The organism is Pseudomonas sp. S3E12, assembly GCF_001702295.1.
GTDB lineage: Bacteria > Pseudomonadota > Gammaproteobacteria > Pseudomonadales > Pseudomonadaceae > Aquipseudomonas > Aquipseudomonas marginalis.
In genome coordinates this window covers 781,298-806,115 of the sequence record NZ_MBDT01000032.1, presented here as the reverse complement: position 1 = coordinate 806,115, position 24,818 = coordinate 781,298, and the positions used below count along the sequence as shown (strand labels likewise).

Annotated in this window: 18 protein-coding genes; 7 read left to right on the top strand and 11 right to left on the bottom strand. The window is 64.8% G+C overall.

Features of this window, described 5'->3' with window-relative positions:
• The first annotated feature begins 80 nt into the window (after window positions 1-80).
• Window positions 81-2,144 (top strand): maltose alpha-D-glucosyltransferase, encoded by a 2,064-nt coding sequence (gene treS, locus BB029_RS27905; protein ID WP_065941669.1) that lies wholly within the window; start codon window positions 81-83, stop codon window positions 2,142-2,144.
• Between the two features lie 47 nt (window positions 2,145-2,191).
• On the opposite strand, the gene BB029_RS27900 is transcribed toward treS, so the two are convergent.
• Together BB029_RS27900 and BB029_RS27895 are read right to left on the bottom strand one after the other, a co-directional pair.
• Window positions 2,192-2,887, bottom strand: coding sequence for a response regulator (locus BB029_RS27900; protein ID WP_065941668.1), 696 nt, complete (start codon window positions 2,885-2,887; stop codon window positions 2,192-2,194).
• A gap of 3 nt (window positions 2,888-2,890) precedes the next feature.
• A complete protein-coding gene (locus tag BB029_RS27895; RefSeq protein ID WP_065941667.1) occupies window positions 2,891-4,309 on the bottom strand; it encodes an ATP-binding protein in 1,419 nt (472 codons plus the stop codon).
• A 114-nt stretch (window positions 4,310-4,423) separates the two neighbouring features.
• Between BB029_RS27895 and BB029_RS27890 the strand changes: the two genes are divergently transcribed.
• Genes BB029_RS27890 through BB029_RS27880 form a run of 3 tightly spaced genes read left to right on the top strand, consistent with a single transcriptional unit; the run spans window position 4,424 to window position 10,097 of the window.
• Window positions 4,424-5,599, top strand: coding sequence for an efflux RND transporter periplasmic adaptor subunit (locus tag BB029_RS27890; protein ID WP_065941666.1), 1,176 nt, complete (start codon window positions 4,424-4,426; stop codon window positions 5,597-5,599).
• Window positions 5,600-5,601: 2 nt separating this feature from the next.
• Window positions 5,602-8,715 carry an efflux RND transporter permease subunit gene (locus BB029_RS27885; protein WP_065941665.1) on the top strand — a complete coding sequence of 1,038 codons (3,114 nt, stop codon included), beginning with the start codon at window positions 5,602-5,604 and terminating at the stop codon, window positions 8,713-8,715.
• On the top strand, window positions 8,712-10,097 hold the full coding sequence (locus tag BB029_RS27880) for an efflux transporter outer membrane subunit (protein WP_065941664.1): 1,386 nt from the start codon (window positions 8,712-8,714) through the stop codon (window positions 10,095-10,097). Before BB029_RS27885 ends, BB029_RS27880 begins: the two co-directional genes overlap by 4 nt.
• A 7-nt stretch (window positions 10,098-10,104) precedes the next feature.
• Here BB029_RS27880 and BB029_RS27875 read toward each other — a convergent pair whose 3' ends face one another.
• From BB029_RS27875 to BB029_RS27835, 9 genes are read right to left on the bottom strand one after another with little or no spacing between them, the layout of a single operon-like run.
• Complete coding sequence (locus tag BB029_RS27875) at window positions 10,105-11,304, bottom strand: dipeptidase (protein WP_065941663.1); 1,200 nt, start codon at window positions 11,302-11,304, stop codon at window positions 10,105-10,107.
• Window positions 11,305-11,306: 2 nt separating this feature from the next.
• Window positions 11,307-13,595 (bottom strand): TonB-dependent receptor, encoded by a 2,289-nt coding sequence (locus tag BB029_RS27870; RefSeq protein WP_065941662.1) that lies wholly within the window; start codon window positions 13,593-13,595, stop codon window positions 11,307-11,309.
• A 26-nt stretch (window positions 13,596-13,621) separates the two neighbouring features.
• Window positions 13,622-14,656 (bottom strand): ABC transporter substrate-binding protein, encoded by a 1,035-nt coding sequence (locus BB029_RS27865; protein WP_065941661.1) that lies wholly within the window; start codon window positions 14,654-14,656, stop codon window positions 13,622-13,624.
• The gene (gene metC, locus BB029_RS27860) at window positions 14,653-15,855 is read right to left on the bottom strand and encodes a cystathionine beta-lyase (protein WP_141696593.1); all 1,203 of its coding nucleotides are present in this window, start codon (window positions 15,853-15,855) and stop codon (window positions 14,653-14,655) included. The genes BB029_RS27865 and metC overlap by 4 nt, the downstream gene beginning before the upstream one ends.
• On the bottom strand, window positions 15,852-16,529 hold the full coding sequence (locus tag BB029_RS27855; protein WP_065941660.1) for an amino acid ABC transporter permease: 678 nt from the start codon (window positions 16,527-16,529) through the stop codon (window positions 15,852-15,854). The genes metC and BB029_RS27855 overlap by 4 nt, the downstream gene beginning before the upstream one ends.
• On the bottom strand, window positions 16,519-17,262 hold the full coding sequence (locus BB029_RS27850; RefSeq protein ID WP_065941659.1) for an amino acid ABC transporter permease: 744 nt from the start codon (window positions 17,260-17,262) through the stop codon (window positions 16,519-16,521). Before BB029_RS27850 ends, BB029_RS27855 begins: the two co-directional genes overlap by 11 nt.
• Complete coding sequence (locus BB029_RS27845; RefSeq protein WP_083236502.1) at window positions 17,255-18,154, bottom strand: transporter substrate-binding domain-containing protein; 900 nt, start codon at window positions 18,152-18,154, stop codon at window positions 17,255-17,257. Before BB029_RS27845 ends, BB029_RS27850 begins: the two co-directional genes overlap by 8 nt.
• On the bottom strand, window positions 18,151-18,810 hold the full coding sequence (locus BB029_RS27840; protein WP_027606698.1) for a class II aldolase/adducin family protein: 660 nt from the start codon (window positions 18,808-18,810) through the stop codon (window positions 18,151-18,153). Before BB029_RS27840 ends, BB029_RS27845 begins: the two co-directional genes overlap by 4 nt.
• 18 nt (window positions 18,811-18,828) lie before the next feature.
• Complete coding sequence (locus BB029_RS27835) at window positions 18,829-21,513, bottom strand: TonB-dependent receptor (protein WP_083236501.1); 2,685 nt, start codon at window positions 21,511-21,513, stop codon at window positions 18,829-18,831.
• Between the two features lie 400 nt (window positions 21,514-21,913).
• Here BB029_RS27835 and BB029_RS27830 point away from each other — a divergent pair, with 400 nt between their 5' ends.
• Genes BB029_RS27830 through BB029_RS27820 form a run of 3 tightly spaced genes read left to right on the top strand, consistent with a single transcriptional unit; the run spans window position 21,914 to window position 24,815 of the window.
• On the top strand, window positions 21,914-22,924 hold the full coding sequence (locus BB029_RS27830; protein WP_065941657.1) for a ScbA/BarX family gamma-butyrolactone biosynthesis protein: 1,011 nt from the start codon (window positions 21,914-21,916) through the stop codon (window positions 22,922-22,924).
• Entirely contained in the window at window positions 22,921-23,598 is a 678-nt protein-coding gene (locus BB029_RS27825) for an HAD family phosphatase (RefSeq protein WP_065941656.1), read from the top strand. The genes BB029_RS27830 and BB029_RS27825 overlap by 4 nt, the downstream gene beginning before the upstream one ends.
• On the top strand, window positions 23,598-24,815 hold the full coding sequence (locus tag BB029_RS27820) for a cytochrome P450 (RefSeq protein ID WP_141696592.1): 1,218 nt from the start codon (window positions 23,598-23,600) through the stop codon (window positions 24,813-24,815). The genes BB029_RS27825 and BB029_RS27820 overlap by 1 nt, the downstream gene beginning before the upstream one ends.
• Window positions 24,816-24,818: the final 3 nt, after the last annotated feature.

Below are 24,818 nucleotides of genomic sequence, written 5' to 3'. Positions count from 1 at the left end.
CCACATTGCAATGCAACGAATGGCCCACCGAGCCCTCATATGTTCACGAGTAATGTTTAACCACGACAGGTACCAAGCTTATGACCGCGGCTGAAAACAACCATGTGAACTGGCTGGTGGAACAATCGATGCTGCACGCGGCCCGCCAGCGCGCCAAGCTCTATTCGGGCCAGGGCCGGTTGTGGCAACAGCCGTATGCGCAGACTCGGCCCCGTGATGCCTCGGCCTTGTCGTCGGTGTGGTTTACCGCCTACCCGGCGTCGATTGTGACGCGCGAGGGCGGTACGGTGCTGGAGGCGCTGGGGGATGAAACGCTGTGGCATGCGCTGTCGAAGATCGGCATCCAGGGCATTCATAACGGCCCGCTGAAAAAATCCGGTGGCCTGACCGGCACCCGGCACACGCCGACCATCGACGGCAATTTCGACCGCATCAGCTTCGAGATCGACCCGCAGTTGGGCACCGAGGCGCAGTTGCAGGCGTTGACGCGCATGGCGGCGGCGCACAATGCGGTGATCATCGACGACGTGATTCCGTCCCACACCGGCAAGGGTGCGGACTTTCGTCTGGCGGAGATGGCCTACGAGGATTACCCCGGCCTTTACCATATGGTGGAGATCCGCGAGGAAGACTGGTCGCTGCTGCCCGATGTGGCCGAGGGTCGTGATGCGCAGAACCTCAGCCCGGCCCAGGTGGACGCCCTGCGCGACAAGCACTATATCGTCGGCCAGTTGCAGCGGGTGATCTTCTTCGAGCCCGGCGTCAAGGAAACCGACTGGAGCACCACGCCGGTGGTCATCGGCGTGGATGGCAAGCCGCGTCGCTGGGTGTACCTGCACTACTTCAAGGAAGGCCAGCCGTCGCTGAACTGGCTCGACCCGACCTTCGCCGCGCAGCAGATGATCATCGGTGACGCCTTGCACGCCATCGACGTGATGGGTGCGAAAATCCTGCGCCTGGACGCCAATGGTTTCCTCGGCGTGGAACGCACCCTCGATGGCACGGCCTGGTCCGAGAGCCATCCGCTGTCGATCACCGGCAACCAGCTGCTGGGCGGGGCGATTCGCAAGGCCGGCGGTTTCAGCTTCCAGGAGTTGAACCTCACGGTGGATGACATTGCGTCGATGTCCCACGGCGGCGCCGACCTGTCCTATGACTTCATCACCCGTCCGGCGTACCAGCACGCGCTGTTGATGGGCGATGCCGAATTCCTGCGCCTGATGCTGCGCGAAATGCACCGCCAGGGCATCGACCCCGGCTCGCTGATCCATGCGTTGCAGAACCACGATGAGCTGACCCTGGAGCTGGTGCACTTCTGGACCCTGCATGCCCACGACACCTTCCTTTACCAGGGGCAGACATTCCCCGGCAATATCCTGCGCGAGCACATCCGTGAGCAGATGTACGAACGCCTGGCCGGCGAGCACGCGCCCTATAACCTCAAGTTCGTGACCAATGGCGTGTCCTGCACCACCGCCAGCATCATCACGGCGGCGTTGGGCATTCGCGACCTGGAGGCGATCAGTGCTGCCGACATCCAACAGATTCGCCAGATCCATTTACTGCTGGTGATGTACAACGCCATGCAGCCGGGGGTGTTCGCCTTGTCCGGCTGGGACCTGGTAGGCGCGCTGCCGTTGGCCGCCGAGGACGTCGAGCACTTGATGCAGGATGGCGATACCCGCTGGATTCATCGCGGCGCCTACGACCTGGTGGACCTGAACCCGGACGCAGCATTGTCGGCCGGCCAGATGCCGCGCTCGAAAAGCCTCTACGGCAGCCTCAACAGCCAGTTGCAGGACCCGGACTCGTTCGCCTCGCAACTGCAAAAGATCCTCGCCGTGCGCCGCGCCTACGACATCGCCGCCAGCCGCCAGATACTGGTGCCCGACGTGCAGAACCCCGGCCTGCTGATCATGGTCCACGAATTGCCGGCCGGCAGAGGCACGCAAATCACCGCGCTGAACTTCGGCGCCACGCCGATCACCGAAACCCTGAACCTGCCGGATATCGCGGCGGGGATGGTGGTGGACATCATCAACGAACGGGTGGAGGGCGACCTGACGGCGGAGGGCGAGTTCACCATTACCCTGGATGCGTACGAGGGGTTGGCGCTGCGGGTTATCAGCAGCACGCCGATGTAACGTCAATCTTCCAAGCACCGAAGAACCCAATGTGGGGAGGGGGGTTGTCAGGCCTGTGGCTGCTTTTCAGCCAACTGAAACCGATACCCCACCCCATACAACGACTCAATCGGCGTTTCCCCCGGGCATACCTGTTCCAGCTTGCGCCGCAGGTTGCGGATATGGCTGTCCACCGTGCGGTCGGTGACCACGCGGTGGTCGGAGTAGAGGTGATCCAGCAACTGGTCGCGGGAAAACACACGGCCGGCGGCGCGGGCGAAGGTGTTGAGCAGGCGCAGTTCCAGGGGCGTGAGGTCCAGCGCGATGCCGTCCAGCGAGGCCTGGTAGCGGGCTTCGTCGATCAGCAGGCGCGGCGCCCCGGTGCCCAGCAACTGTGGGCTGCGGCGCAGGATGGCCTTGACCCGGGCCACCACTTCACGGGGGCTGAAGGGTTTGCAGATGTAGTCGTCGGCACCCAGTTCCAGGCCGAGCAGGCGGTCCACTTCTTCGACGCGGGCGGTGATCATGATGATCGGCACCGCGCTGAAACCGCGCAGGTCCTGGCACAGCTGCATGCCGTCACGGCCGGGCAGCATCAGGTCGAGCAGGATCAACCTGGGCTCGTGGACGCGCACGGCGGGCACCACGTGCAGGCCATTGTCCAGGCACCGGGTGGTATAGCCGGCGGCCTCCAGGTAGTCCCGCATCAGGGCGGCGAGCTTGGGTTCGTCTTCGACGATCAGGATCGGCGGCTCATCGTGCATGGTTCACAGGCTCCGGGGCAGGCGCAGGGTCAGCCACAGGCCGCCGTAGGGCGAGTGGTCGGCAACCAGGCTGCCATCGTGGGCGTTGGCGATGCTGCGGCAGATTGCCAGGCCCAGGCCGGCGCCGCCATGCTCGCGGTTGCGTGATGACTCGCCACGGTAGAACCGCTCGAACAAGCGTGGCAACTGGCTTGCGGACACGCCCGGCCCGGAGTCGAGAAAGTCGATACGCACCGTGTCGCGGTCGACCCCCACACTGATGCGCAACCTGCCATTGACGTCGGTGTAGCGCAGCGCATTTTCCAGCAGGTTGGAAAACAATTGCTGCAGCCGACTGGCATCCGCCAGCAGCGCCACGGGCTCGCGCGGCAGCTCCAGGTCGAGCTGCAACTGGCGGGCGGCGAAGCGTTCCCGGTACATCGCCAGGCTGTTGTCGAGCACGTCGTTCAGCATGCACGGGGCCTTGCGATAGGTCAGTGCGCCGATGTCCGCCAGGGACAACTCATACAGGTCATCCACCAGCTTGCTGAGCATGCCGACTTCGCCGAGCAGGGATTTCATCGTATTCGGGTCCAGGCTGCGCACACCGTCCTCGATCGCCTCCAGCTCGCCGCGCAGCACCGACAGCGGCGTGCGCAGTTCGTGGGAGACATCTGCCATGAACTCCCGGCGCATTTTTTCGTTGCGCTCCAGGGTATAGGCCAACTGGTTGAAGTCGCGGGCCAGTTGGCCGACTTCGTCGTTGGAGGCCACGGCCACGCGGCTGCTGTAGTCGCCGCTGGCCAGGCGGTGGGTGGCGGCGGCCACGCGCTTGACCGGCTCCAGTAGCGTGCGTGCGATCCACCAGGCAATCAGCATCGCCAGCAGCAGCGAGAACACGCCCATCACCAGGCTGGTGCGCAGCTGGTATTGCTGGAAGCGTTCGCCACCGGCTTCGGTCACGCTCTGGAACGGGGTCACGGCCAGCCAGCCCACGGTTTCGCCCGCGACCACAATGGGGCTCACCAGTGCATCCTCACCAATCGCGGTGTAGCCGGTGACGCGCTTGCGGTCCTTGTCGAGCAGGGCGATGCGAAATAGCGCACCCGTCAAGTCCGAGGCCAGCGGTGTACGCAGGTCATTGGTGACCCGTTCTTCGTCGGGGTCTGGGCGCATGATGTCGAACCAGCGATCCGGGCGGTTGCGCATGAACGCCCAATTGCCTTCACGCGCATAAGCACTGGCCAGGCGCGGCACCACCGTGGCCATGCGCTCCAGCGCCTGTTCATTGATATAGCCAAGAAACCCGCGGCCAAAACTCCAGCCGGTGGCCAGGCCCATGCTGAGGATGACCAGCAGCACACCGGCCGATACGGCGACAAACAGTTTGGTGGAGATACTCGACTTCATGAACAAGGGCCGTAAAAGAGTGGACCCGCCCATTTAGGGCCCCATGGAGGAAAGATTCAACCCAGGCGGGCAATCTTCAATTTTCCTGCACATTTGCCTAGCAGCATGACGGTAAGGCTTGCACCACCCCGTCTTGCAGAGGCAACTATGTCGACCAAACTTTTCGCCAAATACCTGGTAACCGCCGCGGTACTCCTGTCGTTCATCATTCTGGTGCTGCTCGGCGGCTGCTCGGCTGGCGACCCCGCGCCCGCAGTCGCCACCCCCAAGGTCTCGGTGATCACTGTGCAGCCCAAGCGCCAGGTCATGACCACTGAACTGGCCGGGCGCACCCAGGCGTTTATGGTCGCCGAGATTCGCCCGCAGGTCGGCGGTATCGTGCAGCAGCGCCTGTTTGTCGAAGGCGCCGAGGTCAAGGTCGGGCAGGCGCTGTACCAACTGGATGCGGCACCCTACAAGGCGGCATTGGCTGAGGCCCAGGCGAGCCTGGCCAAGGCGCGCGCCACCTTGAAGTCGGCACAGACCACCGCCGCGCGTAACGCCCGGTTGGTGAAGATCGACGCCATCAGCCAGCAAACCAACGAAGATTCCCAGGCCACCCTGCTGACCGCCGCCGCTGACGTCCAGGTGGCCCAGGCCGACCTCGACACCGCCCGCATCAACCTGGCCTACACCCGCATCAGCTCGCCGGTGGCCGGGCGTATCGAGACGTCCACGGTCACCCCCGGCGCACTGGTGGTGGCCAACCAGGACACCGCACTCACTACCGTGCAGCAACTCGACCCGATCTATGTGGATGTGACCCAGTCCACCACTGAATTGCTCGCCCTCAAGCGCGACCTGGCCCGTGGCGTGTTGCAGGCCAACGGCGACGGCGAGGCCCGCATCAGCCTCACGCTGGATGACGGCAGCACCTACAACCACGACGGCCGCCTCAAGTTCAGCGGGGTCAGCGTCAACCAGGGCACCAGCACCGTGACCTTGCGTGCGGTGTTCGACAACCCCGAGCATGTGCTGCTGCCCGGCATGTACGTGCGTGGCGTGTTGGAGCAGGCCCGGGATGACCAGGCGATCCTGATCCCGCAAAAAGCCGTAAGCCGCAGCGCCAGCGGCGTGACCTCGGTGTTGCTGGTGGTTGACGGCAAGGTCGAGCAACGCGTGCTCAGCGTTGACCGCGCCGTGGGCAACCAGTGGTGGGTGACGGCGGGTTTGCAGGCCGGTGACCAGGTGATCGTCGAAGGTGGCCAGAAAGTCCGCATCGGCGCCGTGGTCCAGACCCAGGCCGCCGATGCCGGTGCCGGTGCCCTGGCGCAGGAGGGTTGAACATGGCGCGTTTCTTTATCGATCGACCGATTTTCGCCTGGGTCATCGCCATCGTGATCATGCTCGGCGGCGCGTTATCCATCAGCCAGTTGCCGCTGGAGCAGTACCCGGACATCGCGCCGCCCACCGTGCGTATTTCCGCCACCTACACCGGCGCTTCGGCCAAGACCGTCGAAGACTCGGTGACCCAGGTCATCGAGCAACAGATGAAAGGCCTGGACAACCTGACCTATATGTCGGCCTCCAGCAGTTCGGCGGGCAGCGCCAGTATCAGCCTGACCTTTGGCGCCGGCACCGACCCCGATGTGGCGCAGATGCAGGTGCAGAACAAGCTGCAACAGGCCGAGTCGCGCTTGCCGCAGTCGGTGCAGAGCGAAGGCCTGACCGTGACCAAGGGCGGCTCGGACTTCCTGATGATTGCCGCCCTGGCCTCGGACAACCCCAGCGTCACCGGCACCCAGATCGGTGACTACATCTCTAGCACCTTGCTCGACTCCATCAGCCGTATCGACGGCGTGGGCGACGTGCAGACCCTCGGTTCGGGCTACGCCATGCGCATCTGGCTGGACCCGGCGCTGTTGGAAAAATACGCGCTGATGCCGTCGGATGTGAGCACTGCGCTGGAGGCGCAAAACACCGAGGTCTCAGCCGGCCAACTCGGCGCATTGCCGGCGGTGAAGGGCCAGCAACTCAATGCCACCATCAGCGCGCGCAGCAAACTGCAGACGGCCGAGGAGTTCCGCAATGTGGTGGTCAAGTCCGGCAGCGACGGCGCGGTCGTGCTGCTCGGTGATGTGGCGAGCGTGGAGTTGGGCAGCGAGAGCTATGACATCAACTCGGCCCTCAACGGCAAGCCGGCCGCCGCCATGGGGGTGCAACTGGCGGCGGGCGCCAATGCGCTGGAGGTGGGCGAGGCGGTCAAGGCCAAGCTCAAGGAACTGGCGCCGTTTTACCCCACCGAAATGCAATTGAAGAACGTGATCGCCTACGACACCACGCCCTTTGTGAGCCTGTCCATCGAGGAAGTGGTCAAGTCCCTGGGCGAGGCCATCGTGCTGGTGGTGCTGATCATGTTTCTGTTCCTGCAAAACCTGCGGGCCACGCTGATCCCGGCGATCACTGTGCCGGTGGTGTTGCTGGGCACGTTTGGCGTGTTGGCATTGTTCGGTTACTCGATCAATACCCTGACCATGTTTGCCATGGTCCTGGCCATTGGCTTGCTGGTCGACGATGCCATTGTGGTGGTGGAAAACGTCGAACGAGTGATGGCCGAGCAGGGCTTGTCGGCCCTGGCGGCCACGCGTCAATCGATGGATGAAATCACCAGTGCACTGGTCGGCATCGCCCTGGTGCTGAGCGCGGTGTTTATTCCCATGGCGTTTTTTGGCGGTTCCACCGGGATCATCTATCGGCAGTTCTCGGTGACCATCGTCTCGGCCATGGTGCTGTCGGTGGTGGTGGCGATGACCCTCACGCCGGCACTGTGCGCCACGCTGCTCAAGCCGGGGCATGCGGTTCAACGGGGCTTCTTCGGTTGGTTCAACCGTTCCTTCGAACGCTGTTCCAGCGCCTATGAAGCGTTGGTCGGCGCTGTCCTGCAACGCTCATGGCGCAGCCTGGTGGTGTATGTGCTGATCGCCGCAGCCATGGCGGCGGGTTATGCCAGCTTGCCTACTTCGTTTCTGCCGGATGAGGACCAGGGCATTCTCATGGCGCAAATCCAGCTGCCGGTGGGCGCTACCGACAGCCGCACCCAGGCGGTGTTGCAGCAGTTCGAGGCGTACATGCTCAAGCAGCCGGAAGTCGAGGCGATGATCAGCATCAGCGGCCTGGGCATGGGCGGCAACAGCCAGAACACCGCACGGGCGTTTATTCGCTTGAAGGACTGGAGTGAGCGCTCGAACGATGCCGCCACGATTGCCCAACGTGCCACGTTGGCCCTGGCGAGTATTGGGGACGCCGATGTGTTCGTGATGCAACCGCCCGCCGTGCGCGGCCTCGGCCAGAGTTCGGGGTTTGATTTGCAGCTCAAGGACCTCGCCGGCCTTGGCCACGACGCATTGGTGGCGGCGCGCGAGCAGTTCATCGCGCTGGCCAGGCAAGACCCGCGCCTGCTGGGCGTGCGCAGCAATGGCCTGGACGATGCACCGCAACTCAAAATCAGCATCGATGACCGCAAGGCGGGGGCCCTGAGCCTGAGCACCAGCGACATCAACAGCACCTTGTCCACGGCGTTGGGCGGTACCTATGTGAACGACTTCCTCAACCAGGGCCGCGTGAAGAAGGTCTACGTGCAGGGCGAAGCCCGCACGCGGATGCAAGCGGCCGATCTGGACCACTGGTTCGTGCGCAACAGCAACGATGAAATGGTGCCGTTTTCGTCATTTGCCAGCAGTGCCTGGAGCTATGGCTCGCCGTTGCTGGAGCGCTACAACGGCACATCCTCCCTGGAAGTGGTCGGCGACCCGGCACCCGGTGTGAGCTCCGGCGCGGCGATGGACGCGGTGGAGGCGATTGCCCGGCAACTGCCCGATGGCATCGGCTACGAGTGGACCGGCCAGTCGTACCAGTTGCGTCTTTCCGGGTCCCAGGCGCCGTTGCTGTATGCGGTGTCCATCCTGTTTGTGTTCCTGTGCCTGGCCGCGTTGTACGAGAGCTGGTCGGTGCCGTTCTCGGTGATCCTGGTAGTGCCCCTGGGTATCGTCGGCGCGGTGTGGGCCACACGCTTTACGGGGTTGAGCAATGACGTGTACTTCCAGGTCGGCCTGCTGACCACCGTAGGGCTGGCAGCGAAGAACGCGATCCTGATCGTCGAGTTTGCCAAGCACCTGCAGGAGCAGGGCAACAGCCTGCGCGAGGCGACGCTGATCGCCGTGCGCCAGCGCCTGCGGCCGATCCTGATGACGTCCCTGGCCTTCATGTTCGGCGTGCTGCCCCTGGCCGTGAGCAGTGGCGCAGGTTCCGCCGGGCGCCGGGCCATCGGCACCGGTGTGCTGGGCGGCATGTTCAGCGCCACGGTGCTGGGGATCTTCTTTGTACCGCTGTTTTTTGTGTTGATCCGTCGCCGCTTTGGCCGTGTCAGCACGACGCCCATTGTCGAAAAAGGTGACGCATGACCCGCTTTCTCTTCCCGTTAGTGGCCGCAGTGGTCTTGAGTGGCTGCATCAACCTGGCGCCACACTACCAGCAACCCGAGGCACCGGTGCCTGGCGAATGGCAAGCGGGTGTGCAGGGTGAGGTGCCGGCCGACATCCAGTGGCAGCAGTTCTTTACCGACCGCCGCCTGGCACACCTGCAAACTCTGGCCCTGGCCAATAACCGCGACCTGCGCCTGGCCAGCCTGAATATCGAGAAAGCCCAGGCGCAATACCGCATCCAGCGCGCAGCAGCGTTCCCGACCCTCGACGCCAGCGTCAGCGGTACCCACAGCCGCACGCCGGGCTCGCTGTCCAGCAGCGGCACGGCCGTGACCAGCCACGACTACAGCGCGCAATTGGGCCTGAGCAGCTATGAGGTCGACGTGTTCGGCCGCGTGCAGAACCTGCAGGACGAAGCGCTGGAAGACTACCTGGCGCTGACCGAAACCCGGCGCAGCACGCAAATCAGCCTGGTGGCCGAAGTGGCCACCGCCTGGCTGACCCTGGCCGCCGACAACGAGCACCTGCAACTGGCCGAGCAGACCCTGGCCAGCCAGCAGTCCACCTACGAACTGACCCAGCGCAGCCACGCGCTGGGTGGCTCCACGGCGTTGGCCGTGGCCCAGGCGCAAACCACCGTCGAATCGGCGCGGGTCGATGTGGCCGAGTATCAGAGCCAGATCCTCCAGGACCGTAACGCCCTGCGCCTGCTGGTCGGCAGCGAAATCCCCGACGCCTTGCTGCCCGACGCCCACCTGCGATCGGCAGCGGCGTTGGTGCAGGTGCCGGCCGAGCTGCCGTCGAGCCTGTTGCAGCGGCGCCCCGACGTACTGGCGGCGGAGCACAGCCTCAAGTCCGCGAACATCGACATTGGCGCGGCCCGCGCGGCGTTTTTCCCCAGCATCAGCCTCACTGCGAATGCGGGCTCCGCTAGTGCGTCACTGTCCAGCCTGTTCAAGGCCGGCAGCGGCGCGTGGACCTTCGCCCCGAGCATCAGCCTGCCGATCTTCGATGCCGGCAGCAACCGCGCGACCCTGGATGCGGCCAAGGTCGAGAAAGAGATCCAGGTGCAGACCTACCAGCAAACCCTGCAAACCGCATTCAAGGAAGTCGCCGACGCCCTGGCCGTGCGCAGCACCCTGGACCAGCGTCTCACCGCCCAGCAAGCGCTGACCGAGGCGAGCCAAAAGAGCTACGACCTGTCCGACGCGCTCTACCGCGCCGGCTCGCAAAGCTACCTCGAAGCCCTGGATTCCCAACGCTCGCTGTACAGCGCCCAGCAGGACCTGATCACCCTGCGCCTGGCGGAGCAGAGTAATCGGGTGAGTTTGTATAAGGTGATGGGGGGAGGGTGGCAGTAGGTAAAGGCTATAGGGCGGCGGATTGTGCCGCCTGCAACACCCGCAACAAATTCCCGCTCCAGATATTGGCGATCTGCGCCTCGCTATACCCGGCATCCAGCAACCGCTGGGTAATCACCGGCAACTGGCTCACATCTTCCAGCCCGCTTACGCCACCGCCGCCGTCCCAGTCGGCACCGATGCCGACGTGATCCGGGCCGACCACCTCGAGCAGGTGCAGCAGGTGCTTCATGAACACATCGAGGCTGGCCTTGGGTTGGGCGAAGCGTTGGTTGAGGCTGTCGCGCTCCTGATAGAGCGCCTTGACCTGCTCCGGGCTGAGGGCGGCAAGGTTGTGGAAGCGTGCGCCGAGCGCGGCCATGGCTTTGTTGCGGTCCGGGTTGGGCGTGAGGGGGATCAGGTAGTCGCTGTAGGCGTTGACCTGGATCACCCCGCCCTTGGCCGCCAGTTGGCGCACGCGGGCATCGTCGAGGTTGCGCGGGTGCGGGTTGACCGCGCGGCTGCTGGAGTGGGAGGCGATGAGTGGGGCGCTGGACAGCGCCAGCATCTGGTCGAACACCGCGTCGCTGGCGTGGGACACGTCCAGCAGGATGCCCAGGCGGTTGGCCCGTTGCACCAGGTCGCGGCCCTTGGGGCTCAGGCCTTTCCATTCCGGCAGTGCGGTGGCCGAGTCGGCCAGGTCGTTGTTCATGAAATGCACCAGGCCGAGCATGCGCAGGCCTTGGCGGTAGTAAGTGTCGAGCAACTCGGGATCGGAGCTGAGCGGGTCGGCGTTTTCCATGCTGATAAACACCACGCGCTTGCCCTGGGCCGCAATACGCCGGGCGTCGGCGGCGGTCAGGGCCAGGGCGAAGCTGTCGGGGTTACGGTCGATCACATCGCGGATGCGGGTGAGGGTGGCCAGGCCATAGGCGCTGGCGTAGGCGCGGCCTTCCTCGGTGCGTGGGCCCTGGGGCGTGTAGACGGCGAAGAAACCCCCATCCAGGCCGCCTTCGCGCATGCGCGGCAGGTCGACCTGGCTGCCGTCCTGGCGATAGTCGTGGCGCTCGAGGATGTTCCAGCCGGGGCGGGTCAGGGTCAGCGGCGTGTCCAGGTGGCTGTCCAGTACCAGCAGGCGTTGGTGCAGGGCCAGGGTGGCGGGGCTGACGGCGGTGTCGGCGTGGGCCAACAGTGGCAGCAAGGCGAGCAGCAGCAGGCGCGTGTTCATGCTCAGAACTCCATGCTCAAGGTGCTTTGGAAGGTGCGCGGCGAACCCGGGCGGAACACGGCGGGGCCACTGGTGCTGGTGAGGATGTAGCCGAGGTAATCCTTGTCGAACAGGTTGTCGACATTGAAGCGCACCTTCACATTCTTCAGCGGGCCGTAGTGCAGGCGCTCGCCCCCCAGATCCAGGTAGGCGTTGTACAGGGTGTAGCCGGGCACCGATTCACTGTTGGTGAAGTTGCTGTAGCGCTCGCCGATATAGCGTGCCGAAAAGTTCAGCAGTGCCCATGGCGCCAGCTCATAGGTAACCCCGGCCTGGGCCAGCCAGCGCGGGCTGTCGGGCACCTCGTTGCCTTTGATCGAAAGGCCACCGGCGTCGTTCCGGAACGTGGAGGTGTTGTAGGTCAGGTTACCGTTGAGCACCACCTTGTCGGCCAGGACCGGGGGTTTCCATTGCCCGCTCAGCTCGCTGCCGTAGGCCTGCACCTTGCCGACATTCTGGTAGTAGGTTTCCACCTGGCTGCTGCCGGGCACGGCTGAGGCGAAGGCTTGCAGGCGGTTGTCGAAGTCGGTGCGGTACAGCGCCCAGGCCGCGTTGAAGGTCGGGCGGTTGATGCGATAGCCCACCTCGTAGTTCTTCGCCCGTTCCGCCTCCGGTGGCGGCGCGCTGGGGCTGGCCGCGCGGAAGATGTCGTCGGCGCCACGGGGCAGGGCCATGTTTTCCGAATAGGAAGCAAATACCTGGGTGTCATCGGTGAGGTTGTAGACCAGCCCGGCCTGGGGCAGGAAGGCGTCGTTCCACTGGGTGGCCAGGCGCGGCTGGCGGTCGTTGATGTAGTCGCCGGCGTTGCGATAGCCCTCGATGCGGTACTTGAGGTGCAGGCTCTTGAAACCGAACTGCAGGCGCAGACGGTCGTCGAGCAGGGTCCAGGTGTCCTTGAGGTGGTACTGCAACGAATTGCGCGTGGAGCTGAAATCCCCTTGCAGGTGCACCGGCTCATTGAACAGCGGCTCGCCGGCCGGGCTGCCGTCGGTGAGGTTGTAGCGCGCCTGCTGGCGGTTGAACACATCGGTCTCGGCCCACACACCGGTGTCGATCTGGTGCTGGCCGATGTCCCATTGCAGCCCGGTGCGCCCGCCGAAGCGATGGCCGCTGAGGGACGACAAGCCGTATTGCACACCGCGGGGGGCGAACAGGCCATCCACGTTGTTTTCGGCAGTGTGCAGCGCCAGGGAAGTGGCGTAGGCCTCGGGGGACACGCCAAAGCCTTTCTTGGCCTCGTAGTAGAGGGTGGTGTAGTTGAGCAGGTCCGGGCGGATCTCGAACTGGCCGCCCAGGCTGTACAAGGTGTCGCGGCGCTGGTTCACCGCCTGTTTGTAGAACTGGTTGTAGTTGGTGTTGCTGTAGCGCACGCCGGGCACGCTCTCGGGTAAGTCGGGCAGGCTGCCGAGGTAGGCGAAGTAACGGCCCGAGCGACCGAACGGGTCATTGGCGCTGCCGTCGTACTGGGCGCTGCTCACGTAGGGCGAGTCGTAGTCGTAGAACGCGTTGTGCACGGCGCGCAGCCACACCTCGTCACGTTCACCGAAGCGATAGCGCACCTTGGCTTCCAGGTGTTCACGGTCGATGGTGCCGGGGCCGCGCCACAGGTCACCGTCGATTTTCGAGCGGCTGAAGTACGCCGACAGGCCCTGGTATTCACCGCTTTGCAGCTTGACGAAACTGCGCCGCAGGCTGTCGCTGCCGAGGGTGTAGGACAGGCTGGCGCCCGGATCGAGCGTGGGGTTGCTGGTCTGGTAATCCACATACGGGCCCAGGGACGCATAGCCCGATTGCGACACGTCGCCCGCGCCGGTGGAGGCAGTGACCCGCTCGGTGTTTTCATTGTCGACGTAGCGATAGATCGGGCTGCCGCCGAACTGATCGGTACGTCCCAGGGGCACACCGTCGATGGAAAAGCCGATCTGCTGCAGGTTAAAGGCACGCACGAACACCGAGTTGCCGAACTCATACAGGCCCAGCGCATCGTTGACCTGCACGTTGAAGCCGGGCAGCGCCTCGAGCATTTTCAGCCCCGAAGTGCCGGCCGGCGCCGACAGCAACGCCTGGTGCGAGATGCTCAGGGTATTGCTGATCTTGTCTTCGCCAATGGCGGCGCTGGCTTCAGTCACGCGGGCACCGACCACCTCGACTTTGCTCAGTTGCGGTTCGGTGGAGTCGGCGGCCTGCGCCGCCCAACTTGAATCGGCGACCAACAGGCCGGCCAGCAGGGTCTTGCGGTACTGAGCAATCATTGTCTGTCCTTGGCAAAGGTGTGGCGTTAAAGCCCGGCGTGGGCTTGGGCGAGAAACCCGGGTTGGGCCCACTCGTGCACGCTGAAGTCGTTTTGCAGAAAGCCGCGCTGCACCAGGAAGTCCTTCTTCAGCTCCAGGGCCGCCAGGTTCTGCGGCGCCAGGTTCGGCACAAAATCCAGCTCGGCGATGGCGCGGCGGATAAACCCGGCGTCCGGCAGGAAGGTCACGCGGGTGAACAGCTCGGCGGCGGCATCGCGGTGCTGGTTGATCCAGCGCCCGGCGCGGATCGCGGCGCGCAGGAACGCCACCACCACCTGGGGATGCTCTTCGGCAAAGGCACGGTTGACGGTGGTGGCGTAGGGGCCGTTGTGGTTTTTCAGGGTCCAGTCCGGGTAGCGTTCCAGGTCTTCGATTACTGTGAATTCACCGCTGGCGAGCAGGGCCGGCACGTGCCCGGCGGCGACATGCAGCGCGTCCACACGGCCTTCGGCCAGGGCCTGCACCTCATGCCCGGGTTGGCCATGCAGCCCATGCAGTTGCGACCAGAACGCCGAAGGCCGCACCGCCGGCAGCAAGGTCTGCGGATCACCTTCATCCTCCAGCTCGATCAGGCGCACTTGCGACGGCTCCAGCCCGGCCAGTTGCAGGGCATTGAACAGGCCATGCTCGGCCAGCGCCTTGAGCACATCGACCCGCGCCTTGTTGCGGCTCACCGGTACGCCGATGCGCTTGCCGAACAGGTCGGCGACCTGGCGGATACGCCCCTCGGCACGCACCAGGATCTGCCCGGCGCGTTGGGTGGCGGTGCTGGCCACCAGCAACGTATCGGCCTGGTCGGCGCGCGCCCACAAGGCCGGCACCGCGCCGCCATCGCGAATCAAGCGCGCTTCGCCATGGGTGAAGTGCGGCAGCCAACCGAGGTTGTCGGGCAGTGAGCGCAGGTAGATCGCGTCGGCGCCGACGCGTTGGTATTCCTCGTCCAGCCAACCGAGTTCAACGGCAATGTTGGACGCGACCAGCAGCGGGCAAATGCTGTAGTGGGTGGGCAGTGTTTGGCTCATGGCAGACTCCTTGGTGAATGGGGGGTGGCGCTCAGGCGTTCGAGGCCTTGTTGCAGGTCGGCGAGCAGGTCCTCGACGGCTTCAAGGCCTACGTGCAGGCGCAGCAACACGCCTGGTTCAATCTGTGCCGAAGGGTGGCGTTGCTGTTGGCGAATCAGACTCTCGAAACCGCCCCAGCTGGCGCCCATGGCGAACAACTGCAGGCTTTCCAGGAAGGCCTTGGTTTGGGGCTCGAAACGCGGCTTTAGAACCACGCCGAACAGCCCGGTGGAACCGAGGAAGTCACGCTTGAACAGCGCGTGCCCGACGGCCCCCGGCAGCGCCGGGTGCAGCACCTGGGCCACTTCGGGACGCTGTTGCAGCCACTGCGCGACGGTGAGCGCCGAGCGCTGGTGCTGGCGCAGGCGTACACCCAGGGTGCGCAGGCCACGCAGGCCCAGGTAGGCGTCGTCGGCGCTGGCGATATAGCCGAGTTGACGGACGGTCTCGCGCACCGTCGAATACAGGGTTTCAGTGGTGACGATCACGCCGAGCATGGCGTCGCTATGGCCCACCAGGTACTTGGTGGCGGCATGAATCGAGATGTCCACGCCATGGGCGAACGCCTTGAAGAACAGCGGCGTGGCCCAGGTGTTGTCGAGCATCAGCAGTGCGCCGTGGGCATGGGCGACGCGGGCCAGAGCGGGAATGTCCTGGACCTCGAAGGTGCTGGAACCGGGTGCTTCGGCGTACACCAGGCGCGTATTCGGGCGCAGCAACCCGGCGATGTCGGCACCGAGCATCGGCGCGAAGTACGTGGCCTCAATGCCATAGCGCGGCAGGATCTGGTCGAACACCTGGCGCGCATGCCAATAGCAATTGTCGGTCACCAGGATATGGTCGCCGGCCCGCGCCACGGCCAGCACCGCGCCGACAATCGCCGCCAGGCCGCTGGGCATGATCAGCCCGCGAAAGCCGCCTTCCAGCTGCGCCACGGCGTCTTCGAACGCGGCGGTGGTGGGGTTGCCGTTACGGCCGTAGATATGCCCGCGATAGTGCGGGTCGGCGGCCTGTTGCAGGTGGTTTTCGAGGGTGCCGGTGTCGGGCCAGATAAAGGTCGAGCTGCGATACACCGGGGTGTTGACGCTGCCTTCGTGGCTGGCGGGGTCGCGTCCCAACTGGGTCAGCAGGGTATCGTCATGCATGGGGTCAGTGCTCATGTGCGCTCCAGCCGTTTGGCCAGGCGGGAGAGGGGGTAGATGTAGACAAAGAAGGCGATGAACACCAAGCCGTAGGCGGGCAGCAGCAGGTCGTTGCGCAGTTGGGTGGACAGGTGCGATTGCACGGTGGTCATCAGCTCTTCCACCCCCAGCAGGTTGGCCAGGGAGGTGGACATGGTCACCGCGCAATACAGGTTCATCCACGGCGCCATCAGGCTGGGCAGGGTCTGCGGGATGATCACGTGGCGCAGCGCCTGGCCGTGATGCATGCCCAGGGCCTGGGCGGCTTCCCATTGCCCCATCGGCACCGCGCGCACGGCGCCGCGCACGATCTCCGAGACATAGCCCACAGCGGGCAAGGCCAGGCCCAGCGCGACCTTGAGCCAATCCGGCAATTGCCACCAGCGCCCGGCCCAGTGCACTTCATAGGGCAACAGGTAGGCCACGTAGAACATCACCACCAGCCACGGCAGGTTGCGCAGCAGGCGGCTCAGCTGCCCGGCACTACGGCGCAGGCGCGGCCGGGCGCTGACCTGCAGGCTGCCGAGCACGACACCGGCCAGCGTGGCCACCAGCATCGCGGTGACGCCCATGAGGATATTCAGGCCGAAGCCTTGCAGCAGCGCCGGCGCCCACTGCCACAACAGCGCGGGCCAGGACGGTTCAGGCAGCATCGGGCAACTCCTGGCCTGGCAGGCGCAAGTGGTTTTCCAGGCGGCGCAGCAGCCAACTGCTGGTGCCGATCAGCAGCAACCAGACCAGCAGCAACACCTGCATCATCTCGGCGACGTTGAAGTTGTCCGACCAGATTCGATTGCTCGCATAGAGCAATTCCGGCACCGCAATCGCGTAGGCAATCGAGGTCGACTTGATGGTTTGCACCACCGTATTGCCCATGGCCGGCAGGCTGTTGCGCAGCGCCAGCGGCAGTACGATATGGCGCAGTACCGTGGCGCCTTGCATGCCGAGGGCGGCGGCCGCGTCGAGGGTGGCGCGGGGCACGGCATCGATCCCGGCGCGCAGGTTCTCGGCCTGGAACGCGCCGCTGTGCAGGGCGATCACGATGATTGCCCATTGCGTGCCGTTGAGCAGCCGCACACTGGTGTCGTCCGCCAGCGGCAGCCAGGCGCCGACGCCGAAGTAGAAAAAGAACAGCTGCACCAACAGCGGCGTGTTGCGAAACAACGCGACGTACGCCGCGCTCAACCGGCGCCACAGCGAGCGGCGCGAACCCAGGCCGGCGGCTCCCCACACACCGATCACCAGGGACAGCGCAATACTCGCCACCGACAGCAACAGCGTCAGGCCCAGGCCGAGCAGGAAGCGCTGGCGATCCATCGGGTCCCACAGGATGCTCAGCGACAGGCCATGCTGTTCCAGCCACAGGCGCAGGTTGGCCTCACTCATGGCTGGCCCGCGCATGCTGCTGCGCTACCCAGGCATTCGGCGCCAGGCCGTAGCGCTGCTCCAGGCCGATGATCACGCCCTGGGCATGCCAGCCTTCCACAATACTCGACAGCGCCGCCAACAACGCCGGCTGACCCTTGCGCAAAGCAATGCCCCACGGCGCCGGGTCCTGGCCCGGCAGTTTGACCTCGTAGTCGGCCCATTCCGGCTGGCGCGCCAGGGCGCTGTACAACGCATCGTCACCCATCGCCCCCAGGCAACGGCTGTCGGCCACCGCCTTGCGCACTTCGGCCGTGCCGTTGAACGAGGCGAACTGCACGCCGTAGCGCGTTTCAAACGGGCGCACCCACACACTGGTGGCGGGCGCACACAGGGTCTTGCCGCGCAGGCTTTGCCAGTCCGGCACGGCGGTGCTTTTCGGCGCAAACACGGTGGCGGCCGAGCTGTAGAAACCGGGGCTGGCAAAATCCACTTCGCGCCGCCGTGCGGGGGTGTCGAGCAGGGACGTGACCAGCACCTCGCAACGGCCCTGTTCGAGAAACAGCAAGCGGTTCAGCGGATTGACTTGCACAAGTTGCAGCTTGAGCGGCTGGCCGACCTTGGCAGACAGCTGCTGTTGCAGGTCGACGATCAGGTCCAGGATCAACCCGCCGGGCTTGCCTTGGGCATCGAAGGTCTTGAAGGGGGGGAATTCGTCGCTGGTGCAGACGTTGAGGGTGCCACGGGATTGGGCCCGTTCCAGCAGGGGTTCGGCGTGGGCGTGGAGTGCGCCGAATGCAAAAATAACCAACAGCGCCCGCTGCCAAAGTGACCTGTCGTAAGGGCCGGAGGCAAGTCGAATCGTCGCACCGTCCCTCCCACTTTTATCAGGGCGACGAGTGAGCGCACTCATGTCGCACTCCAGCCCAGGCGCGACCGCTGCGCCGCGCCGCTGGGAAAGGGCTGCGGCGTACCGAGCTGCTGCGCCAGGAAGGTCAGGTAGGCCGCTTCTTCCAGGTTCACCAACAACCGCGTCGCCGCCAACACGTCCCGTTCCGACCAGGCAAACGGCCCGTGATTGGCCAGCAACGCCGCCGGCGCACGCGGATGCTCGCGTAACGCCGCCACCACCGGCTCCGGCGCATACCGCGGCCCCCACGCCGTCAGCGGCACCTCCTGGTCTTCATCCAGAATCCCCAGCAACTGCGTGGCGTGGGGACGCAACGCTCGCCCGGCAATCGCGAAGGCGGTGAGGTACGGCGAGTGCGTGTGAATCACCGCATTCACCAAGGGCCGCTCGCGGTAGATCGCCACGTGCAGCGCCGCCACTTCCTTGAGGTTATCGGTGAGGCTGCCCTGGCTGTGTTGCAGGTCGAAATCGACAATCGCCGCCACGCCACTGTCGGCGCCGCTGAGCGAGGCGATCACTAGCCGTGCTTCGCCGGGAATGCGCAGGCTGATATTGCCCGCCTCATTGCTCGACAACACCTGGTGCTTGATCAGCAGTTGCTTGGCCAGGGCAAAGTCGTGTTCGAACACTTGGGTAAAACGCACAGGATCAAAGCTCATGGGAACTCCTTGGTTGAGTCAGAAGCGGTAGTCGGCTTTCACGTAGTAGAAGGCGCCTTCGGCACCGGCCGGGGAGATGCTCTGGTAGGCCACGCGCCCGCCGACAAAGCGGTTGGCCACGTCGATCTTGTCCGGGTAGCTGTCGAAAATATTGTTGCCGCCCAGGGTCAGGGTGAGCGCCTGGTTGATGTCGTAGGACAGGCTGGCGTTGCTCACCCATTGCGCCGAAAAGGTCTGGTCGCGGGCTTCGCCAAGGTTGGAGTCGAGGGTGTAGGTGCCGTAGCGAATCGTGTTGACGCTCGCCTGCCAGGCGCCCTTGCGCCAGTCGGCACCGAGGATCAGCTTGCTGTTGGGCGAGGCGCTTTCCACATAGCTCAGGGCTTCACGATTGATCAGGGTGATGCCGGTGCCGGCCAGCGGGCCGGGGTTGTCCTTGATGTCGGTGACCTGGGTCTTGCTGTAGTTGAAGGCGCCGTTGAGGGTCAACTGGCTGGCGTCGGCCAGGTCCAGGCGATAGTGGGCGGCGAGGTCCACGCCGCTGGTCTTGGTGTCCAGTGCATTGGTGAAAAAACTCACCCCGGAGTAGTTGCCATAGCCTTGGTTGGCGAGGATCTGGCTGACCTGGGGGCCGCTGAGGGTTTCCGACAGGGCAATGCGGTCCTTGATGCGGATGTGGTACGCATCGAGGCTGACACTTGCACGCTCGAGCGGCTGCCAGACCACGCCGAGGGACAGGCTGGTGGATTTTTCCGGCTTCAGGTCACTGGCGCCCAAGGCGCGGGCGACCGGGGTGTTCACGCTGACGGTGCCGACCTGGTAGGCGGTGGGGTCGCCGGCCTTGAACTCGGTCTGGGTCGCCGAGGTACCGATCTGCCCCAGGGTGGGCGCGCGGTAGCCGCTGCTCAGGGTCGAGCGCAGGCCCCACTGCGGGGTGAAGTCGTAGCGCGCGGAGAACTTGCCGGTGCTGGTGGTGCCGAAATCGTCGTAGTGCTCGCTGCGCCCGGCCAGGCCCAGTTGCAGTTTGTCGGTGACTTGCTGCTCCAGGCCCAGGTAGCCGCCGAACACGTGGCGGGCATAACGGCCTTCGTCGCTGTCCTGGGTGCCGGGGAAGCCCTGGGCGCCGCCGGCACGGGCGGGCAGGGCGCTGCCGTGGGTCCAGGAGGCGAGGTCGCCGGCGATCACTTCATAGGCTTCGTTGCGCCACGCCAGGCCGCTGGAGAAAACCAGCGGGCCCGCGCCCCAGCCGACCTTGAATTCCTTGATATGGTCGAGGCCGACGTTGGTTTGCTCATTGACCAGCGCCCCGGCATTGAAGCTCGTCGGGCTCGCGGCGCCGAGGCTGGCGTTGAGCGAATCGCTGAGGTGATAGTCGATGCGGTTGCGCCCGTAGTTGGCACTGAGGTCAAAGCTGCCAAGTTGCTCATCGCGAATCTTCACGCCGCCGGTGACCGAGGCATCCCGCGAGCGCACGTCGAGCAGTGGCAGGAAACCGTTGGGGTACACGGCCACCAGGTTGTTGGGGTCGATGGGGCGGCGAAAGGTTGCCTGGGATTCGCCGGTACGGTCCTGGTAGGTGGCGAAGCCGTACAGGTCGACCGTGTCGCTCAGGGACAGGCCGCTGTTCAGCGCCAGGTTCCAGTCCTCGAGGCCCGGCGAGCCGTAGCGCCAATGGCGGTCGGCATCCGCTTCACGGGCGTCGCCGCTGGGGTAGAACTGCCGGCCATCGGTGCCGCCGGTGGAGGTGCGTTCGCTGCGCAGGCCTTCGCCGCTGAGGGTGAGAAAGCCATCGCCGGGCAAGGTGAAACCGCTCCACCCCCCCACCGACCGGCGAAAGCCATCGCCCTTGGTGTACTGGCCGAAGGTGCTTTGCACGGCGCCGCCGTGGTCCTGCTCCTTGAGCACGATATTGACCACCCCGGCAATCGCATCCGAACCGTATTGGGCCGAGGCGCCATCGCGGAGTACTTCGATATGGTCGACGGCGCTGACGGGAATCGTCGACAGGTCCACCGCCTGTGAGCCACGCCCCAGGGTGGCCTTGGTGTTGACGAACGCCGAGGCATGCCGACGCTTGCCATTGACCAGCACCAGCACCTGGTCGGCGGCCAACCCACGTAACGACACCGGCCGCTGCGACGACACGCCATCGGTGCCGTTGACCTGCGGGTAGTTCACCGACGGCACCAGGGTTTCCAGGGCCTTGGCCAGGTTATCGGTGCCGGCGCGCTGCAACTGCTCGCTGCTGATCACATCCACGGGTGCCGCGCTTTGCAGCGCGGTGACGTCGCTGCGCCGGGTGCCGATCACCTCCACGGATTTCAGGCGTGGCGCCAGCGGTTCGCTGTTGGCTGCCGCTGCCGGGCTGGCCAGTCGATGGATCAACACTGCACCGCTGGCCGTCTGGCTGAAGCCCAACGGGGAGCCGCCCAAGGCAATGCCCAGCGCCTGTTCCTGGCTCAGTCGGCCCTGGATCGCGCGGCTCCCACGGCCTTCCACCAGCGGCGGGTCGAAGGCGATAGGGTGGCCGCTTTGCTGGGAGATGCTCAGCAGCACCTCATCCAGGGGGCCTGCGGGGATATTGAAGTCAATCACCCGTTGTACCGTCGCCGCGTCGTTTTGCGCCAACGCCAGGCTCGGCATCGTCAGCCCGCCCATGGCCAATGCACACGCCAAAGGCGCCAGGGTGAATCCTGTTTTCAACATGCCAATCTGCTCCGGGTCGTGATGTTCTTTACGACCTTGAGCAACTTCGCGTGTGGATTTTCACTACTAAGTTAGAACGATTAGTTGGGTGTCTAGATGATTTAGTTGCGCTTATAAGCTTCGATCAAATAGGTCTAAGTGCACAGTGAAAATATAAGGGACTATCTGCACAAGGGTACTGACAGCCAGAACGGGTTGTCCGCGCAAAGCATACAACGTTCACCGCGATGAACGTGTACGGCGGTCTGCACGCTTACGGAGAAGCTCATCAGGAGACAGATGCCCATGTCTGAAGTGCAAGTTCTACAGGTTCATGTCCAACGACCTAGCCGTTCGGTCAGTTGTGGCGAAAAAACGTTTCAGCTTAGCCTTCTCGCAGTAATCAAAGGAGGAGATTGCTATGTCTGAAGCCCTGGCTATTCGCTGCGAAAACACCGTGCCGCGCAGCATGGTGCACCGTGCCGCCGTCAGCGAAGTGTTCCTGACCGGCGCGGAACTGGTAAAGGAAGGACACTTTCGCTGCAGCGCCCAACTTCCGCGTACCCACAGTTACTTCAGTGAACATACCCACCGCGCCGCACACTACGACATGCTGTTATTGCTGGAAGTATTCCGCCAGGCGTCAATTTATATCTCCCATGCGTTCCTCGACGTCAGCGCCCAGGACAAGTTTATCTACCTGGACAGTGTGACCCGCGTGACCGACCGGAGTTTATTGGTGGTGGGGGATCGTCCGGCATCCGCCGAGATCGATGTCTACGTGGTGGATGAATACCTGCGCCACGGCGAGCGCAGTGGCGTGACCCTGAACATGTCCCTGAGCATCAATGGCGAAGTGGCTGCACGCCACGAACGCATGAGCATTCGCTGGATGAGCGGCGCGGCCTGGAACAAGATGCGTGCCCGTGGCCTGGCGGCGATTCCCGCCAACGCCGACCCATTGGCACAGTTGCCGCCACCCTTGAGTCCATCCGCCGTAGGGCGTCACTGGCTGAACAATGTGGTGCTCGGCCGTGAACTGGAGCAGGGCGCCGCGACGCTGGTGGCGCCGCTGATCGTCGACCTGAACAACCCGGCGATCTTCGACCACCCCCTCGACCATATCCCCGGCATGCTGTTGCTCGAAGGCTTCCGCCAAGTGGCGCTGGTGGCGGCGGACCGGCAGTTGCAGGTCGGCCCCGAGCAGTTGCTGTTATCCCGCTGCCATGTGGTGTTTACTCGCTTCGGTGAGTTTGGTTTGCCTACCCGGGTCCGTGCGGACCTGACCTCCCTGGCCCGTGACGAACACGGTCGCATCACCCTGGCGCTGGAGGTCGAGCAGGGCGGCGCGGTGATTGCCACCGCTGAGCTCGAGTTGCTGCCGCTGGTCGCCAGCCAACCCTTGGCCCTGGTGGCGGGAGGTGTGCGATGAGCGACCTGCAATTTATCTGGTTCGATTTCGGTGGGGTGCTGTCGCCGCCGATTCCGGCGCTGTTCGAGCAATACCAGGTCAAGACCGGCCTGGCCCCGCACGTGCTGCAACAGGCCATGGGCGATGTGGCCGATGAGTTGGGCGTGCCCATGCTCGCGCCGGTGGAGAGTGCCTTGCTCACCGAGCGCGAGTGGGGCGAGCGCCTGGCGCAGGCCCTGCGCCGCCGTGACCCGCAGGTCGATTTATCCCGCGCTCACCTGCACACCTTCGGCGCGCAATGGTTCGCCGGGGTGCCGGCCAATGCGCCGCTGGTGGCCGCCGTGCGCGCGCTGAAGCGTGCCGGTTTTCGCGTCGGCATCCTTACCAACAACGTGGTGGAGTGGGAGCGGCATTGGCGGGCGATGGTGGGCCTGGATGAGGTGGTGGACCTGATTGTCGATTCCAGCCAGGAGCGCAGCCGCAAGCCGGAGCCGGCGTTCTTCCAGGTGGCGACTGCGCGCTCGGGCGTCGCACCGCAGCACAGCCTGTTGATCGACGACGTCGCGGAAAACATCGAAGCCGCCGCCGCGCTTGGCTGGCAAGTGCTGCACTTCATCGACAACCACCAGGCGCTCGCCCAGCTGCAGCGCCTCACCGGTGTCAGCCTGTTGCAACCTGCCGTGGAGCCTGCCTGATGAATATCGCCGTGATCGCCAGACCCGAGGTCACCGTGGCGCGCATCCCGCAGTTGGATGCACCGCCGGCCTATCAACCCGCCAGCCCCGCCAATGGCCTGCCGAGGATTCTGCTGCCCAGCGGCCACCTGGCCTTTCACCTGACCCGTTACGAACACGTGCAGGCGTTGCTGCTGGATAACCGCGCGATACGCGCACCGTGCAACGAAGAAGATGGCGCGAGCTTTTTGCCGACCATCACGCCGCCTGAACTGCTGCTCAACAACGACATCCCCGACCATGGTCGCCTGCGCAAGGTGGTGGCCCGGGACTTCAGCCCCAGTGGCGTGGCGTTGCTGCGTGACAAGGTGGAACACGCCACCCATGAACGCCTCGATGTACTGCAACGCCAGGCGCCCGGTGCCGATCTGTTTGCCCAGGTGCTTGACCACATCCCCGCCACCGTGGATTGCCAGTTGCTCGGCATCCCCTTGAGTGACCGTGAGTATTACCGGCCCCTCAGCCACACCGTGCAGGTGGCGTCGGACGCTGATGTGCCGGAACTGCTGAACCAGTTCTGGGGCGTGTACAACTACCTGACGGACCTGGTCACCGGTGCGCGGCCCACCGATCCCGATGGGCTGATCCAGCGCTTCGTCGCGACCCGTGCCGACAGCGAGCCGCCGCTGAACGACAAGGAGCTGGTGGGCATCCTCCTGGGGGTATTGATCGGCGGCGACCAGAACATCCTCACGGTGCTGACCAAATCGGTGTACACCCTGTTGGCGGCCCCCGAGCTGTGGCAGCAATTGGTCGACGATCCGGGGCTGATCCCGGAGGCGGTCGAGGAGCTGCTGCGCCTGATTCCCCTGGGCACCATCTCGACCTTCCCGCGCCTGGCCAGCGTCGACTTGGAAGGGCCGTGGGGGCTGATTCCCGCAGGCAGCATCATTTACGCCGATGCGTTTGCCGCCAACCGTGATCCGGCGGCGTTCCCCGAGCCCCTGACGATCCGCCTGGACCGTAAAGGCGCGCGGCATTTGCAGTTCGGCTACGGCATGCACAACTGCATGGGCGCCGCCCTGGCGCGCCTGGAAATTACCACGGTGCTGCAGATTCTCGTGCAGCGCTTCCCGAACCTGCGCCTGGCGGTGCCGGCGGACCAGGTGCCCTGGGTCGACGGCATCATCCTGCGCCGTCCTGCCCGCTTGCCGGTGCACGGCTTCACTTCAACCTGACCT